Genomic DNA, 16,622 nt, shown 5'->3' with positions numbered 1-16,622 from the left:
CAATGCTGGCATCTACCCTTTCTTGTGCACAAACAAACGGATTTGAAAAAACAGTACTTTCAAGAGAATTTCTATCTGAAGGTGTAGCCGTAGCAGACCTTAATAAAGACGGAAAGACAGATATAATTGCGGGCTATTACTGGTTTGAGGCTCCTAAATGGGTTCGCCATGAAATGTCTCCTGCAAGACCCTTTGACCCTAGAAAAGAATACAGCAAGTCTTTTTTGAACTATGCTTTAGATGTAAATCAAGATGGCTGGGATGATGTGGTAAATATTGATTACCCTGGTACTCCTGGGTATTGGTTTGAAAACCCTAAGAACAAAAAAGGAGCTTGGAAAAAACACATTATAGCCGACTCGGTAGGCATAGGAAACGAATCACCAGGATTTATAGATATGGATGGAGATGGCAGAAAAGACATCCTGTGCTCTGATGTTAAAAAGAAACAAATTATTTGGCTGCAAGCCCCTCAAAAGAAAGGAGATACAGAATGGAAAAAACATGCCATCAGTGCTGAAAATGTAGCAGGAACTGACCGATTCTCACATGGAATAGGCTATGGTGACATAAACCACGACGGCATAAAAGATGTGGTAATAACAACGGGCTGGTATGAGGGAAAACCAAATAAATCATCTGGCGATTGGACTTTCCACGCTGCGGACTTAGGGGAGCCATGCTCTCACATGCAAATTTTAGATGTAAACGCTGATGGCAAAAATGATGTGGTAACGGCATCTGCTCACAAATTAGGGGTTTGGTGGTATGAGCAAATTTCAGAAAATGGGAAAATCAATTTCAAAAGACATTTAATGAGTGAAACCACTTCTCAAACGCACTCTTCCATCATGGCAGATTTAAATGGCGATGGAAAAGAAGAGTATATAACAGGCAAACGTTTCTTAGCTCATAATGGAAATGACCCAGGCGATGACGACGCCCCGCTGATTATGTTCTTTGAATTCACGCCTGAAAAAGCACCGTACTATAAAGAGCATTTGATTGACAGTGACTCCGGTGCAGGACTAAACCTAGATGTGTTTGATATGAATAAAGACGGGAAACTTGATATAATCATTTCTAATAAAAACGGGGTTTTCTTATTAGAGAATAAGTTGTAATCTCAGTTTTTTTTTGAAAAATCAGTTGGCTTAGTTTATCCTTTTAAAGAAAAAGGTGTCATGCTATAAATCAAAACCCTCTTGGCCAGCGTTAGGCTAAATGAACTGACGACCTACGTGATTTTTTATGTTAAAGAATAAGACTGCTTTCAAGGCCTTTTGCCATGCCATAATAGGAAGAAGATGTAAAAACACTTGCATAATATTCTTTTGCATGTTTCTATCGGCTTGTCAAACGGAATTAATACCGCCAGATACATTTATAAAAACTGTGGTTACCAACGATTTTTTATCAGAAGGCGTAGCCGTAGCAGACTTAAACAATGATGGTTTAAAAGATATAGTGGCGGGTTATTACTGGTTTGAAGCACCAAACTGGACCAAACATGAAATATCTCCTTCAAGAGCTTATGACCCGCAGTTAGAGTTCAGTAAATCATTTTTGAAATATACCATAGATGTAAATTTGGACGGTTGGGATGATGTGGTAAACATTGACCATCCTGGCACTCCGGCTTATTGGTTTGAAAACCCTAAGAATGGAACTGGTCATTGGTTAAAGCATAGCATAGGAGATAACATGCTGATAGGCAATGAGTCTCCAAATTTTGTAGATGTAGATGCTGATGGCAGAATAGACTTGCTCTGTGGCGACGTTAGCAGCAATCAGGTCATTTGGCTGCAAGCCCCTACTATACCTGGTCAAACCACATGGACACGTCATGCTCTTACAACCGAAAATGTGTTTGGAACAGACAGCTTTGCACATGGTTTAGGCTACGGAGATATTAATGGAGATGGCATAAAAGACGTTGTGATTAAAGAGGGTTGGTTTGAGGGAAAAGCAGACAAATCATCTGGAGACTGGCGTTTTCATCTAGTTAACTTAGGCGATGACTGTTCTCAAATGCAGGTTCTTGATGTAAATAAAGATGGGAGAAACGATGTGATAACCGCATCTGCACACAACCTTGGCGTTTGGTGGTTTGAGCAGCAAGAAGATGGCAACTTTAGGAAACATTTAATGAGCGAAACCACTTCTCAAACTCATGCTACCGTCATGGCTGACCTCAATGGCGACGACAAAAAAGACTTTATTACTGGAAAAAGATACCTAGCACATAATGGTAAAGACCCCGGCGATACTGATGCAGCTATACTTATGTGGTTTGATTTTTCTTACAATACTGCACCCTATTATAAAGAGCACCTAATTGACATTGATTCTGGTGCGGGGTTAAACATTGCCGTGGCTGACATGAATAATGACTTAAAAATGGATATCATCATTTCTAACAAGAATGGCGTTTTCTTGTTGGAAAATGATATGTAGAACAACAAAGTCAGTATATTAAAACAACAAAAGACCTCCCGAAAGAGGTCTTTTCTAGTTTATATCTATCGTTGTTATTACTTCCCCATTGGCGAAGCATCACAATCTACGTCACCCACTGTGTACTGCAAACCATCTAAGAAAAACTGCAACAGTTCTGGCGTAAAACTTTGGGCATTATGAGATGGTGAAGAGTAAAACACACGTCCTTTTCCATGGTTCTTAATCCAAGAAACATAACGAATGGCATCACCATTTGGGTTTCTTAAGCCTTCTATTTTAGAAGCTTCAAAATATAGAAGTGGTTTGAAGTTCTTTTTGGTATACGCATTATTAAAAACGTAAGGCTCATCTTTATGCGAGAAACCTTTGCCATTAAATGCTGCCACTAAAGGGTGAGCAGCATCTACCAATTCAACATCAATAGTCTGTTGTTTTGGGTGGTAATCAAAACTTCCTCCCATCATTTCGCTGAAAGCCATTGACTTATTCTGCATCACTATGCCGCCATGCAGAGCCATTATACCACCACCTTTTTTCACATATTTAATAAAGTCTTTCTCCATTTTATGTGCTTTTTTCATGGCAGCAGCTGAGTCTAAACCGGCTTCGTTTTTCAGCACATCCCAAAACATATCACGGTGGTCGCCAATGCTACAGTTGTTATTCATCACCACGGCATCGTATTGCTTTAGGTTTTTCTTTTCTAAAGCAAAAATGTCTTTAGTATAGGTCATTTCAAAACCACCCGATTTTTCACTCAAAATTCTAATCATAGCCTCTGTATGAGGAATGACCCAGTGTTTAAAACCAGTATGCAATGAAAAAACTAAGACTTTCCTTTTCTCAGAAGTTGGATAAGTCAATTTACTAGGAGCTTTGCTTTTAATTTCTTGAAGCCAAGCGTCCGTCAGAGGTACTTCTGGTAAACTTTGGGCATTTGAAACACCACAAAATGCCAATAAAACAAGTGCAAGAAAAGATGATATTTTGATTTTCATTTTAGAAAGGGTTGAATATTTATGCATGCAAATTAATCAGACTTTTGCTAAAATTCAGTTTATTCTAATGCCTTAAACCCAGATACATAAAGCTATGATACTTTTCTTACGATTTCTGATGTCTTTCTACTAAAGAATCTTAGTTTGCTCGTTTATACCTTTCTATAATCTCATCACATCTGTTTAATTCTAAAATGTCATTAGAGAGTTTCTCTATGGTCCATTCATGGCAGGCAGCACAATTTACGGCTGCACAGCTAGCATTTACAGGTGGTACACTGAGTTTTATGGTCTTTTTATTTACCTTGTATTTTGTGAAAGTGCAGCAGCCAGTTGGAGTATGTCCTCCCCATAAAATATCACCGTCACTAGTAAACTCTAAAGATGGCAGCAGAATATAGGTAGTCACAGTAGTCCAGTCAGACCATTCCCCTTTTGCGTCTTTCCTCCTCTTTTCGTAGGCATTCTCCCATTCTCCTACAAGAGCCTTTGGTTTTATGTTATTTCCACCACAAGCAGCTAAAAGAATGACTAATACTAAACTTAGTATGCTTTTCATCTTAATTCAAAGTTTCACTTGGCTTTGTTATATCTTACCATGGAGTTGTCGCAAATATTTAGTTCGAGCTGCTTATCCGTAAGTGCAACAATTGTCCAAGTATCACAAAGAGCACAATTGACTAATTCGCATTCTTCCTTTACTACCAGTTCACTTAGTTTTAAAGTATCTCCTTTCAATTCAAACGCATTAAAAGTGCAGCAGGCCTCTGAAGGTTTTCCGTCCCAAAGTATTTTGCCATTATTGGTAAATTCTAAAGATGGAAGGGCAGCAAAGGTATTTATTGTTGTCCATTCTGTCCATTCGCCAGATTCCTCTTTTGTTCTTATTTCATAAGAGTTATCCCATTTACCAATAAGCTCTTTAGGTTCAACGCTGTTAGTACAAGCTCCTAAAAGAGCCATCATCATTATAAGTATTGTTTTCATATTATTCTTCAATCTTACTACTTAAACGAAGACAGCCTAGAAATGGTTGTATACAAAAAAAGCCAGCACATTTCTGCACTGGCTAACTAAATAAAAACGTCAATTAAATAAGTTCAGGAGCTTTTACGCCCAGGTCAATCTCAATAAACTCAGGCTTACTTTCCCAAATAAAACGGAACACATTGATGGTCGCATCTATTTCTTTAACTCTAGCTTTAGAAATGAAATCTGTGTGCTTTGAAAGTTCTCCTTTCATCATGTTGGCTGCCGAGTAAAACTTGGCCTGCTCTTCCTTAGAAATCTGTTGAAACTTTCCGGCATCTACTTGGTAAGTATGAATGACGTGTCTAACTTCTAACCAAGGATGTTCTGCTGCATTTGATTGAAAACTGAATCCCAAAAGAACGATAATGGCTGCTAATAACTTTTTCATAATAGTAATTTGTTTTTTTTATTGAATTACTACTTTGACATGCAAAAGTCCTAAAGGTTTAAGACTGATTATAAGCATTCTACCAAGGCCCTAAATTCTTCTACCAATAGGTCAAAATACAAGATACATTACAAAAAAAATACTAGAACTAAGACGGCAACTTGGTAAATTAATCAGGAGTTACTTGGCAAACCAAGAATTAGAAGCTTCTAAATTTAGCTGCCCAGCCAACACATTCTCTTTGGTATAAAGTTTTGCTTGTTCCTGACTTAACTGATGAGACCAAGCCACTCTTCCTTTGGTATTTGCACCTTGCCCTACATTGCCGTACTCGGCATAAAGCGTAGTCTTTTCTACTTCAGGTCTTGACCAGTTATCCCAGCCTTTGGCCAATATAGGGGCATTTAAATCACAATGAATAAAAACCGTTTTAGCATAATCTCGCCATGGCCTTCCTAAATATACTTTGTCAATACCTTCGGCAGCGGTAATTTTACAATCCTTAAACACATAACCGTATTTCACCCACCTAGGTGTAGATGCCGCTGTAATAAAACTGTTAGATTTACAATGGATTCGACAGTTTTCAAAAAATGCCGTAGCTGAGCCAAAAATAAAATCTACAGTACCTTCTATATAGCATTCAGAAAAATACTGTCTTGAGTTTTCGCCAGAGGCAAAAATGGTGTCTTGATTACCTAGGAGCTTACATTTCTTAAAAACACATCTATCTCCTTCTACATGCAAAGCCACGCCCTGTCCTACTCTTCCTGCTGTATTTTGTATGGTTAAATTTTCAAAACGTATATCGTTGCCCATTACTTTGACCGTATAGGAATCAAAGGTTTCCAACTTCCCTTTGCCCGAATAATCATCATAACTGATAATAGTGCTATCGGCGGATTCGCCAAGAAATGTAATGTTTGTCAATGTGCTGTACACCTCTATTTTTTCTATATAAACACCATTTTTTATTTTTATAGTAATAGGTTTTGGTAAATAAACTCGAACGGCGTTTATAGCATCTTGAATGTACTGAAAATCTCCTGAGCCATCTTTTGCCACGGTTAAGTCATGCTGCACTTTTAAGGGTTGGGCCTGCAGACTGGCCGTACTAAAAATAAATAGGAGAAAGAGTTTGAATACTTTTTGACACATAATGTATAGGGTTTGACGAACATTTATAGTTCTATTAAGGCTTATTCTACTTTCAAAAATATAAAATATGCCTTGAGTTCATGAATTAAAATGAGGACTTGCCTAAAGACTTAATCTTTGTCAAAACAAAAAACAGTGTTAAAGGACTACAAATCAATAGAATCAATAACATTTACGTTTAAAATACTAATTCCTTTTGAGTCAAAATTAATTTGGCTTTTACAGCTTTTTCTAATGAGAAATCAGCATACATTTGAACCCAAATTGCAAAAGCCAAGTACCTTAAACTAAGAAATTAGCATACATTTGGCTGCCGTGATAACAAAAAACATACTTCCATCTAATTAATAATGAGCAAACAAGAAATAGATAACATAGAGTTAAAATACTTAACTATTGATGATTATGAGGAGCTTAAAGCTGCCATGATAACGTCATATAACTCTATGCCTGATGCATATTGGAAAAAGCATCATATAAAGTCCCTTATAACGAAGTTTCCTGAAGGGCAAGTGGTGATGAAAATAAACGGGCAGTTAGCAGGTTGTGCGTTATCCATTATTGTAGATTATGAAATAGTTTCTGATAATCATACCTACCGAGAAATCACAAAAGACTACACCTTTGATTCCCATACAGATGAAGGCGACATGCTTTACGGAATTGATGTTTTCATCAAGCCAGAATTTAGAGGTTTGCGTCTTGGCCGTAGACTTTATGATTATAGAAAGGAGCTTTGTGAAAAGTTAAACTTAAAAGGGATAGCCTTTGGTGGTAGAATTCCTAACTATCACAAATATGCCGCAGAACTTACTCCGCTTAAATATATAGAGAAAGTAAAGCGTAAAGAAATACATGACCCCGTTTTAAACTTTCAAATTTCAAACGATTTTCATGCAGCTAAGATTCTGAGAGGATATTTAGAAGGCGATGAAGCTTCTAACGAGTTTGCTGTACTTTTAGAGTGGGATAATATTTACTACGAAAAACCTTCAAGAAAGGCTGCTACCAAAAAGAAAGTGGTACGCATAGGTCTTATACAGTGGCAAATGAGGCCATACAATGACCTTGATGAGTTACTGGAGCAAGTAGAGTACTTTGTGGATGCAGTATCTGGGTATAGAGCCGACTTCGCACTATTCCCTGAGTTTTTCAATGCTCCGCTAATGGCAAAGAATAACCATATGTCGGAGCCAAACGCTATTCGGGAACTTGCTAAATACACCGAAGAGATTGTAAAAAAGTTCTCTGAACTATCTATCTCTTATAATATTAACATTATTACAGGTAGCATGCCTGAAATGAAAGGTGAGCAGCTTTTTAATGTAGGCTATTTATGCCGAAGAGATGGTTCTGTGGAGCGTTATGAGAAAATCCATGTTACGCCAGATGAGGCTAAAGTTTGGGGTATGCAAGGCGGTTCTGGCTTAAAAACTTTTGACACAGACTGTGGCAAAATAGGTGTTTTGATTTGTTATGATTCCGAATTCCCTGAATTAAGCAGACTTCTTGCTGACGACGGCATGGACATACTCTTTGTTCCGTTTTTAACAGATACTCAAAACGGTTACTCCAGAGTACGTTATTGTTCTCAGGCTAGAGCTATTGAAAACGAATGCTACGTGGCCATAGCTGGTAGTGTAGGAAACCTACCAAAAGTACATAACATGGATATACAATACGCTCAATCTATGGTATTTACGCCTTGTGATTTTGCTTTCCCTGCAAACGGAATTAAGGCAGAGGCTACACCAAATACAGAGATGATAGTATTGGCAGATGTAGACATTGATATGCTGCGTGAGCTTAATCAATTTGGTGCGGTAAGAAACTTAAAAGACAGAAGAAAAGATGTTTATCATCTAAGAAAGAGCTAAACTTCCCGTAGTTCCTAATATTTAGTCCGTTTGGTTTATACTGAGCGGACTATTTTTTTATTTTTGATAAATCAAGAAAACTAAAAATTTGGAACGCATTCATCACATTTTTAAACAAATCACAGATATATCTGATGAAGATTGGGCCTATTTTTCTTCTAAACTAAAGCGTGTAGAAATACCCAAAAAGACAAAAATTTTAGAGGCTGGAGAAACTGAAGGCTACTTGTCATTTGTAGAAAGCGGAGTAATGAGATACTTTGTTCCTAAACAAGACATGGAGAAAACATTCTGTTTCGTTTTTGAAAATTCTTTCAGTTGTGCTTATGACTCTTTTTTAACTCAGATGCCCTGTATGTACGCCGTGGAAACTATCTCTGAGACCGTACTATGGCGTTTAAGCTATTCTGATCTCCAAGATATTTACAGTAACACCAAATCTGGCAATACCATTGGGAGAAAAGCTAGTGAGCAAGAATATTTAAAGAAAGCAAAAAGAGAACTAGCACTTTTAAACTACAGTGCTGAAGAACGTTATCTTAATTTATTTACCGAACGACCAGAGTTAATTCAAAAAATACCACTGCAATACATAGCCTCATATATAGGCATTACTCCTCAAGCATTGAGTCGTATTAGGAAACGAATTTCTTAACTTAGGTTCATTGCCCTAGTTAAGTGAATATCGGACTTTTGCATAAATGAAACCCCTAATTGTCTTACTAGGTTCTTTTATTCTTTGCCATGTAATCCTATATTGGATAAATGGTTCAACTAATTACCAATTGGCTGGCAGAGTAAGCATGGCTATCATGTTACTCTTTACGGCTTTAGGACATTTTATGTTTGTAAATGGAATGGCAAGGATGATTCCCGACAATATTCCATATAAAGTCTTAATAGTTCAGGCCACAGGAATAATAGAGATTGCTTTTGCAATAGCTCTGCTCTTACCAAAGTACAGTTACATAGCTGGAATACTTCTTATCATTTTTTTCCTACTAATTCTACCAGCAAACATCAAGGCGTCTATGGATGGTTTAAACTACCAGACAGGACTACTTGATGGAAAAGGCCTTTCCTATCTTTGGTTTAGAGTGCCACTACAAATGTTATTTATAATCTGGGTTTACTTTTCGGCTGTTAAAGATATCCTATAGAGGGAAGGACAGAATTACTCAATAGCAATAGGATCTATTTCACTATTTATCAATATCTTTAAAATTAATACCCTAATGAAAACTCTAAATAAAAAACATGATAGCCACCCTATTAAGCAAAGTCTTTTTGCCATTATCTCTCGCCATAATCATGCTTGGCATGGGCATGACCCTTATTCCAGCAGATTTCGGACGAATAGTTAAATACCCAAAAGCTGTTTTAATTGGTCTTACCAATCAACTCATTTTCTTACCCATCATTGGCTTCTTATTAGCCATTTCTTTTGACCTCGACCCTACCATGGCAGTAGGTATTATGATTTTGGCTTCAGCTCCTGGCGGCCCTACTAGTAATTTGATAAGTCAAGTGTGTAAAGGAAACATCGCCTTATCTGTTACCCTAACAGCCATTGCTAGTTTTGTGAGCATTCTTACCATACCTTTTATTCTCTCCAATGCCTTGGAATACTTTGGTTCCTCCACTGGTCAAACCATCAAACTACCCATAATGGACACCATACTTCAAATAATGGTGATTACCGTTATCCCTATTTCTATAGGCATGACTATTAGAAAGTACAAAGAGGCTTTTGCGAACAGGATGGAAAAACCTATGCGTACCGCCTCTACTGTCATTTTTATTATAATTTTCATTGCCGTTATCGCAGCTAACTTTAGTCTGCTAGGCGAAGCTTTAAAAAGAGTGGGAATAGTGACCTTGCTTTTAAATCTAGCTACTATGGGCTTTGGATTTATGACCGCCAAAATTTTCAAGCTTGATTTTAAAAGTGCTATTTCTATTACCGTAGAAAGTGGTATTCAAAATGGAACATTGGCATTCGTGATAGCCACCACCATTCTAAATAATGTAGAATTAGGCATTCCTACTGGTGCTTACAGCATCTGGATGTTTGTTACCGGCGGAATTCTAATGTGGAAGTTGGGGAAAAGAAAAACTGCTTAGATAAAAGGCGGTCTGATTAACGCAGGCCGCCTTTTAAATACCTTACAATAAATTAATAGGAAATTCAGCGAAGGTATCTGCCCAGCCAATTTTAATATGAACTGCTCCAGATGCAGCCTCGTACATCGCAATAGATAGTGCTTCTACATTTTCAGATGTTTTTGACACCTTACTTGTCAAACTTGCCAAAGCCTTTGAATAATCAAAATTATACGTTCCCCAGCCATTAACCGTTGGGTGAAATTTGAGTGTCCAGCTATCTTTCTCTGGAATGATATACATAGAATATGTACCTGGGAAAAGTACAGTCTCGCCTATCTTAACAGATTTCAAGAAAGTCACTTCTGTAGTTTCATTGGCTCCAATTCTCCATGGCTCACCAAATTTCACAAGTCCACCAAAAATCTCACGACCTTTAGCTTGTGGACGAGAATACATGATTTTAACTTGAGTCATAGCTGCCGCTTTTTCATCTACCGTCTTGGCAAACAAAAAGTCATGTGCAGAAGCACTAGGAAAATAAGCCATGTCTAGCGGGCTTGCATCCATCTTTGGGAAATCTTGAGCTGAAAGCTGAAAAGAGATAAGTGCTAAAAGCACAAAGGTTAGTTTTTTCATTGAATGTTTTTTTATTGTTTACGCAAGCATAATGTACACAGGCTGCATTTAGTTCAGGTTTAGCAAGCTAAAAACCTTTTCTTTTAATAAATTCAAAGAAATGTGTAATGATTTCAGATTATAGCCACTAACCAATCAAAAAAGTACTTTTGAGCAGCGATTTTTATAAAATATCTATTCTGCCTTTTTCTGGTATTATTATCAAACTCTGTAGAGCATATACTAACTCTCAGGAAGACTTTGAAGATTATTATCAGGAGGTATGTCTGCAGATTTGGCGAAGCAAAGACAACTTCAGAGAAGAGTCTGAATGGAGCACATGGGTTTATCGCGTGTCATTAAACGTATGCTTGACCTTACTAAAAAAGAAAAAAAATAACATTCAACACTTTTTATCAGATTCACTTCCTACTGAAAAAACGGAAGACAATTATGCATTTTCAGACGAAGCTCTAAACCTACTTTATGCTGCCATTCGGAAGCTTTCCGAAGTAGATAGAGCTATTATAATGCTCTACTTAGAAGAAAAACCTTATCAGGAAATTGCGGAGATTATAGGAACAAACCCAAATAATGTAGGTGTACGCGTGGCAAGAATTAAAACAAGACTAAAAAAACTACTCGATGGAAAAATCAATTGAAAATATTTGGAAAGAAGGCTTTTTGAAAAGCGACGCCTTGATTGCACCGAAGGTAAATAACCTTTACAATCAAAAGTCAATCCATATAATTGACAAGTTTACAAGGATGTTTAAGATAAACTTGATTGCTATAGTGGCCTTCTCTTTTATCTTCTTAGGCTTATCATACTTTGTGGGAATACCAGTAATGGGTGCTATCTTTTTTGTGGTACTTAATGCTATGGCTTTTGTGAATAAAGGTTTGCTACAAGGACTACAAAAAATTGATAAAGGTGTGAGCAGTTATCACTATTTAAAAACTTTCAATGAATGGATACAACAGCTATTATCCGTCAACAAAAAAATGTCAAGGTTTATCTATCCCATTATATTTTTGTCTCTGATACTTGGGTTTTATTTTAAAGATGCAGAGGGTATTTTCTTAGGAGAGAGACTTTTATCAAAGATTTTAACAGACTTCCCAGACCTGTCTTTAATATTTGGTATTCCTGTTGTGGCTGTGCTGGCCATACTTCTAATCATTGGCATCTTAGCTTATTTGGGCGACAAAATTTATGAGTGGGATTTTAAAATAGTTTACGGCAGAGTTATGAAAAAACTAGACGAATTATTGGGCGATTTAGAAAGCTTAAGAGATGAAAAATAACTAATTATAAAAAATAATTTCCCTTCAGGTGTAATAATTAGAGTAATGAGCCACTAACCATTAAAAAAGACAAACAATCATGACATTAAAAGAAGCCAAAAGTTTTTTCGAAAACTTAAGAAACGAATCAAGCAAAAAGTCCGAAATAAAGATTTACAACAAATTCATACATATTCTAACCGAGTTAAATAATAGAGAACTCTCAGAAGAAGAAATTCAATCGGTAGAAAGCAAGCTCACCAGTTTGGATTTAACAAACGAGAAGAGCATCAAATTTTTAAAAAAAGCACTAAAAGATTTTGAAAACTTCCTGAAAGAGAATCTCTCTTTAATCTCAAAAGGCTATTACACCGGTATTTCTATGGGTTTAGGAATGTCTTTTGGTGTGCTTTTTGGCATCGTGTTCCTTTCGGGTTTAGAAAGGTCTATGGGAATCTCTTTGGGTATCTGTTTAGGTATGTTTGTGGGTTTACTTATTGGAAGAAACATGGATGCCAAAGCTCAAGAGGAAGGGAATGTGATTTAGTCAAATACCTGGATACATAAAAAGCCACCTATTTTCACAAGTGGCTTTATAAAATATTATGTCAAGCTCAATTAAAGCACCGTAATAGGAAACTCTGCAATACTATCCGCCCAACCTACTTTGATATGTACTTGTCCTGAATCAGCTTTATACATCGTAATTGATAAAGCTTCTATGTTCTTTTCAGACCTAGTAGGCACTGCCGAAACTGTAGCTAAATCTTTAGATTCATCATAACCATAGCTTCCCCAACCATCTACATTAGGATGGACTTTAAGCGTCCAGCTATCTTCTGATGGCGTGCAGTAAAGCGAATAACGACCAGCTGCTAATACGGTTTCTCCTATCTTAACTGGCGAATAAAAAATAACCTCTGTAGACTCATTAGCACCCAATCTCCATGGCTCATTATACTTTACCAAATTGCCAAAAATCTCTCTGTTGTTTACCAATGGTCTAGAATACGTAATTCTTACACGCGGCATAAGGGCTGCTTTTTCGTCTGCTGTCTTAGCAAAACCAGCTCTGTGAGCACCACTCGGGTAGTAGGCTATATCCATGACACTTTTATCTAATGGAGCAAAATCTTGAGCTGAAACCTGAAAAGCAAAAAAGCTTAGTAAAACAATAAATAATTTTTTCATCCTCTATAAAGTCAATTTTGATTAATAAAGTCTGAAATTAAACCTTTTAAATAAATTCTACTTATGAAATAGACAAAATTGCTAAGAAATACGTACCTCAGTAGATTTCTTTCAAGTCCTCAAAGGCCAACTTTAGAGGGAAAGAACACTTAATTTTAAATCAATTATCATCAACAAGACCTTCCATATTTTGAAAAGTATATTAATAATATTCGCCACCATTTTGATGGCACAATGCACCAAAAAAAGTGTTCCTGCGGCTACAGAAACCTCAGAAACAGCAATAAAGTATTTAGCCTTAGGCGATTCTTACACCATAGGTGAAAGCGTAAGCTCAGGAGAACGCTGGCCTGTGCAGTTAACAGAACAACTTAAAAACAAAGGTTTAGAAATTAGCTCTCCTCAAATTGTAGCCCAAACGGGCTGGACTACCGATGAATTAAACCAAGCACTAAACGGTGCTCAGCTTCCAAACGACTTTGATTTGGTTTCATTACTTATCGGTGTAAATAACCAATTTAGAGGCCGCTCCGTAACAGACTTTAAAAGAGAATTTGAACCGCTTTTAGATAGGGCGATAGCTTTTGCTGGAGGTAATAAATCGAAGGTATTTGTAGTTTCTATTCCTGATTACGGTTTTACACCTTTTGGCCAAGGCAGAAACCCAGAGAAAATAGCAAAGGAAATAGATGAATATAATCAGGTTCAGAAAGACATTTGTACCTCAAGAAACATCGCATTTTTTGACATTACACCTATCTCTAGAGAAGGTTTAAAAGACCCTGAATTAGTAGCAGGAGACGGACTGCATCCGTCTGGAAAAATGTATGGGCAGTGGGTTGAATTAATGCTTAATGACGTTTTAACTTTGGCAAAATAATGACAGACATCAAAGCTAAAATAATCCAACTAGACCAAGAAGATCCATTAAAAACATTCAGAAATGAGTTTGTTTTAGATGCCACCACCATCTATTTAGATGGTAATTCATTGGGTGTACTGCCAAAGAAAACCAACCAAGTTTTAGAAGAAACAATAAATAGACAATGGGGCCACAGACTTATTCGAAGCTGGAACGAAGACTGGCTAGAAAGTAAAGAACGGATAGCTTCTAAAATAGCAAAACTCATAAATGCCGAGCCAGACGAAATCATCATAGCCGACAGTGTTTCTGTCAATCTTTATAAATTGGCTTTTGCTAGTTTAACATATCAAATTAACAAAAATGAGATACTTACAGACAGCCTAAATTTCCCAAGCGACTTATACATTTTTCAGGAATTATGTAAACAATCTTTTCCTGACAAAACGCTGAATGTGGTTCATCAAGACAAATTTGAGGACGCCAATACCAACGTATTAGATGCGATTACAGAAGACACCTCTTTGGTAAGTCTAAGTCATGTTACCTTTCAAAATGCTTTCCGTTATGATGTAAAAAGCATCAATGAAAAAGTCAGAGAAACTGATGCTTTAAGCCTTTGGGATTTAAGTCATGCTGTAGGTGCAGTGCCCGTTGATGTTAAAGCTTTAAAAATGGACATGGCAGTGGGCTGTACTTACAAATACCTTAACGGAGGCCCAGGAGCTCCGGCATTTCTTTATGTTTCTAAGGAATTGCAAAGCAAGCTTCAAAACCCAATTGCAGGTTGGTTTTCGCATGCCAACCCTTTTGATTTTAGTCCAACCTTTGAAGGGGCTGAAAATATCCAAAATTTTGCTGTAGGCACTCCTCCAGTCTTATCAATGAAGGCTATTGAACCAGGAATTGACATCTTCTTAAACGCAGGAATTCAAAACATCCAAAACAAATCGGAATTACTGTTTAAATTATTCTTACAGTTGTTTCAATTATTTCTGAAAGAAAGAGAATTTTCAATTTCAACGCCATTAAACCCTGAAGAACGAGGCTCTCACATAGCCTTAACACATAAAGAAGCCTACCGAATAAATCTTTCTTTGATAAATCCTCGTATAAATAGAAAGATAATTATCACCGACCACCGTCCGCCAGATATTATTAGAATAGCTCTTACACCATTATATTTAAGTTTTTCGGAACTCTGCGAGGCTGTAATACGCTTAGTAGAAATAGTGGACACAAAAGAATTTGAAAATCATTCGCCTGTAAAAAGTGGCGTTATTTAAAACATAGATTATGAAAACCTTATTAATAAGCCTTTTACTCCTTTTTAATCTTCAAGAGTGTGAAAGCGGTAATCAAACCACCACTGTAGAAGAAATTCCCAGTGAAGAACTAGCCAAATATGAAACTGCCTATTTTGCTTCAGGATGCTTCTGGTGTGTCGAAGCCATTTACGAAAGCCTAGAAGGCGTTAAAGAAGTAGTTTCTGGCTACTCTGGAGGTAAAGAGAAAAACCCAACCTACCAGCAAGTAGGTGCTCACAGAACAGGCCATGCAGAAGCTGTAGAAGTGTATTATGACCCATCAGTTATAAGTTTCGCTACATTAGTTAAAGTATTCTATGGCTCGCAAGACCCCACCACCGTAGGTCAGCAGCCAGACTTTGGTGACTCTTACCGTTCTGTTATTTTCTATAAAAATGCAGAAGAAAGAGCCATTGCAGACGCAGCTAAAGCAGCCATAGCAAAAGACTACAAAAAGCCAATTGTAACAGAAATAGTGCCTTTTGAGAAGTTTTGGAAAGCAGAAGACTACCATCAAAACTATGAGAGACTAAACCCAAACCAACCTTACGTAAGGTCGGTTTCTATCCCTAGGTTAAATAGATTTAAAGCTAAGTTTCCTGAGTTATTGAAGGAGGGGGAGTAAGAATATCACTCTTTCGGCATCACCTCTATAACAGATTGAAAAGTAATTTTACCATCTGTCACTTAGTATCTATAGAGCGAATGATATTTATTGTATGTATCGGCAATAACCTGAATCTGAGAATATTTAATTAAGCCTTTTGCCACTTGATTTTTAAGCAATGAGTAATCTTCAATTAAAGGTAGTAAAACATCTATATAAGTTTCTTCTGGTATAAAGTGCATTTCGCCATTTTTTCCTACCACGTAAGTTTTTTCTCTTTTAGGAGGGTGTCTAATTGTCGTAATTCTTATCTGATTCCTATTCCTCTCACGGGTCACAAACTTAGTTGGTGCGGAGGCTTCAATCAGCCTTTCTTCATAATATAGATTAATGGCTCCAACGGAAATAATATTCATCAGCTTCTGAACCGTTTTACCATTTTCTACATAACGTATATTTTGAAAAACGGTAAATTCAGTGGCTAAATATGCCACTTCACTTGCTTTAAAGTTTACCTTTTTATTTGAATTACTTTTAATAATTGAAATTCTATTATCAAAGAAGGTAGTTCTGGGCACTTTACAATGAATGGTATCATTCCCAACAGTGACTATTATCCCATTAATAAAAGATTCTTGTGCCAAACCCAATTTGGCAAACAAAAGAAGGAGTATGGATAGTTTTATAAAATTCACAAAACAATTAAATAAAAATCCCTCAACTCGTCAAATCAG

General features: G+C 36.8%; 20 protein-coding genes. 12 read left to right on the top strand and 8 right to left on the bottom strand.

What is annotated here, in order from left to right:
• Positions 1 to 2 precede the first annotated feature (2 nt).
• On the top strand, positions 3 to 1,124 hold the full coding sequence (locus AADJ06_RS01115; protein ID WP_341225647.1) for a VCBS repeat-containing protein: 1,122 nt from the start codon (positions 3 to 5) through the stop codon (positions 1,122 to 1,124).
• A 127-nt stretch (positions 1,125 to 1,251) separates the two neighbouring features.
• Positions 1,252 to 2,457 (top strand): VCBS repeat-containing protein, encoded by a 1,206-nt coding sequence (locus tag AADJ06_RS01110; protein ID WP_341224545.1) that lies wholly within the window; start codon positions 1,252 to 1,254, stop codon positions 2,455 to 2,457.
• A 77-nt stretch (positions 2,458 to 2,534) separates the two neighbouring features.
• Here AADJ06_RS01110 and AADJ06_RS01105 read toward each other — a convergent pair whose 3' ends face one another.
• The 5 genes from AADJ06_RS01105 to AADJ06_RS01085 form a co-directional block, all read right to left on the bottom strand.
• Positions 2,535 to 3,458 (bottom strand): ThuA domain-containing protein, encoded by a 924-nt coding sequence (locus tag AADJ06_RS01105; protein WP_341224544.1) that lies wholly within the window; start codon positions 3,456 to 3,458, stop codon positions 2,535 to 2,537.
• 139 nt (positions 3,459 to 3,597) lie between these two features.
• Positions 3,598 to 4,017, bottom strand: coding sequence for a hypothetical protein (locus AADJ06_RS01100; RefSeq protein WP_341224543.1), 420 nt, complete (start codon positions 4,015 to 4,017; stop codon positions 3,598 to 3,600).
• Between the two features lie 14 nt (positions 4,018 to 4,031).
• A complete protein-coding gene (locus tag AADJ06_RS01095; RefSeq protein ID WP_341224542.1) occupies positions 4,032 to 4,445 on the bottom strand; it encodes a hypothetical protein in 414 nt (137 codons plus the stop codon).
• Positions 4,446 to 4,548: 103 nt separating this feature from the next.
• Complete coding sequence (locus AADJ06_RS01090) at positions 4,549 to 4,878, bottom strand: hypothetical protein (protein ID WP_341224541.1); 330 nt, start codon at positions 4,876 to 4,878, stop codon at positions 4,549 to 4,551.
• A gap of 180 nt (positions 4,879 to 5,058) precedes the next feature.
• Entirely contained in the window at positions 5,059 to 6,036 is a 978-nt protein-coding gene (locus tag AADJ06_RS01085; RefSeq protein ID WP_341224540.1) for a pectinesterase family protein, read from the bottom strand.
• A 350-nt stretch (positions 6,037 to 6,386) separates the two neighbouring features.
• On the opposite strand from AADJ06_RS01085, the gene AADJ06_RS01080 reads away from it, so the two are divergent.
• The 4 genes from AADJ06_RS01080 (at position 6,387) to AADJ06_RS01065 (ending at position 10,037) form a co-directional block, all read left to right on the top strand.
• Entirely contained in the window at positions 6,387 to 7,913 is a 1,527-nt protein-coding gene (locus AADJ06_RS01080) for a carbon-nitrogen hydrolase family protein (protein WP_341224539.1), read from the top strand.
• Positions 7,914 to 8,001: 88 nt separating this feature from the next.
• Positions 8,002 to 8,568, top strand: coding sequence for a Crp/Fnr family transcriptional regulator (locus AADJ06_RS01075; protein WP_341224538.1), 567 nt, complete (start codon positions 8,002 to 8,004; stop codon positions 8,566 to 8,568).
• Between the two features lie 46 nt (positions 8,569 to 8,614).
• Positions 8,615 to 9,073: a hypothetical protein gene (locus AADJ06_RS01070; protein ID WP_341224537.1), complete on the top strand. Its 459-nt coding sequence runs from the start codon at positions 8,615 to 8,617 to the stop codon at positions 9,071 to 9,073.
• Positions 9,074 to 9,170: 97 nt separating this feature from the next.
• Positions 9,171 to 10,037, top strand: a complete 867-nt coding sequence (locus tag AADJ06_RS01065) for a bile acid:sodium symporter family protein (RefSeq protein WP_341224536.1) — start codon at positions 9,171 to 9,173, stop codon at positions 10,035 to 10,037.
• A 42-nt stretch (positions 10,038 to 10,079) separates the two neighbouring features.
• Here the strand turns inward: AADJ06_RS01065 and AADJ06_RS01060 are convergent, their stop codons facing one another.
• Positions 10,080 to 10,655, bottom strand: coding sequence for a DUF2911 domain-containing protein (locus AADJ06_RS01060; RefSeq protein ID WP_341224535.1), 576 nt, complete (start codon positions 10,653 to 10,655; stop codon positions 10,080 to 10,082).
• A 149-nt stretch (positions 10,656 to 10,804) separates the two neighbouring features.
• Between AADJ06_RS01060 and AADJ06_RS01055 the strand changes: the two genes are divergently transcribed.
• The 3 genes from AADJ06_RS01055 to AADJ06_RS01045 all read left to right on the top strand — a co-directional run bounded on the left by AADJ06_RS01055 (position 10,805) and on the right by AADJ06_RS01045 (position 12,468).
• On the top strand, positions 10,805 to 11,296 hold the full coding sequence (locus tag AADJ06_RS01055; protein ID WP_341224534.1) for a sigma-70 family RNA polymerase sigma factor: 492 nt from the start codon (positions 10,805 to 10,807) through the stop codon (positions 11,294 to 11,296).
• Positions 11,280 to 11,942 (top strand): hypothetical protein, encoded by a 663-nt coding sequence (locus tag AADJ06_RS01050; protein ID WP_341224533.1) that lies wholly within the window; start codon positions 11,280 to 11,282, stop codon positions 11,940 to 11,942. Before AADJ06_RS01055 ends, AADJ06_RS01050 begins: the two co-directional genes overlap by 17 nt.
• Positions 11,943 to 12,021: 79 nt before the next feature.
• Positions 12,022 to 12,468, top strand: a complete 447-nt coding sequence (locus tag AADJ06_RS01045; protein WP_341224532.1) for a hypothetical protein — start codon at positions 12,022 to 12,024, stop codon at positions 12,466 to 12,468.
• Between the two features lie 71 nt (positions 12,469 to 12,539).
• On the opposite strand, the gene AADJ06_RS01040 is transcribed toward AADJ06_RS01045, so the two are convergent.
• On the bottom strand, positions 12,540 to 13,112 hold the full coding sequence (locus tag AADJ06_RS01040; RefSeq protein WP_341224531.1) for a DUF2911 domain-containing protein: 573 nt from the start codon (positions 13,110 to 13,112) through the stop codon (positions 12,540 to 12,542).
• A 190-nt stretch (positions 13,113 to 13,302) separates the two neighbouring features.
• Between AADJ06_RS01040 and AADJ06_RS01035 the strand changes: the two genes are divergently transcribed.
• Genes AADJ06_RS01035 through msrA form a run of 3 tightly spaced genes read left to right on the top strand, consistent with a single transcriptional unit; the run spans position 13,303 to position 15,906 of the window.
• Positions 13,303 to 13,992, top strand: a complete 690-nt coding sequence (locus AADJ06_RS01035) for an SGNH/GDSL hydrolase family protein (RefSeq protein ID WP_341224530.1) — start codon at positions 13,303 to 13,305, stop codon at positions 13,990 to 13,992.
• On the top strand, positions 13,992 to 15,260 hold the full coding sequence (kynU, locus tag AADJ06_RS01030) for a kynureninase (protein WP_341224529.1): 1,269 nt from the start codon (positions 13,992 to 13,994) through the stop codon (positions 15,258 to 15,260). The genes AADJ06_RS01035 and kynU overlap by 1 nt, the downstream gene beginning before the upstream one ends.
• Before the next feature lie 10 nt (positions 15,261 to 15,270).
• Complete coding sequence (gene msrA, locus AADJ06_RS01025) at positions 15,271 to 15,906, top strand: peptide-methionine (S)-S-oxide reductase MsrA (RefSeq protein WP_341224528.1); 636 nt, start codon at positions 15,271 to 15,273, stop codon at positions 15,904 to 15,906.
• A 62-nt stretch (positions 15,907 to 15,968) separates the two neighbouring features.
• Here the strand turns inward: msrA and AADJ06_RS01020 are convergent, their stop codons facing one another.
• The gene (locus tag AADJ06_RS01020) at positions 15,969 to 16,583 is read right to left on the bottom strand and encodes a hypothetical protein (protein WP_341224527.1); all 615 of its coding nucleotides are present in this window, start codon (positions 16,581 to 16,583) and stop codon (positions 15,969 to 15,971) included.
• Positions 16,584 to 16,622 lie beyond the last annotated feature (39 nt).

The sequence above is a fragment of the uncultured Arcticibacterium sp. genome, assembly GCF_964021845.1.
Lineage (GTDB): Bacteria > Bacteroidota > Bacteroidia > Cytophagales > Spirosomataceae > Arcticibacterium.
This window is presented reverse-complemented; position numbering and strand designations above follow the sequence as displayed.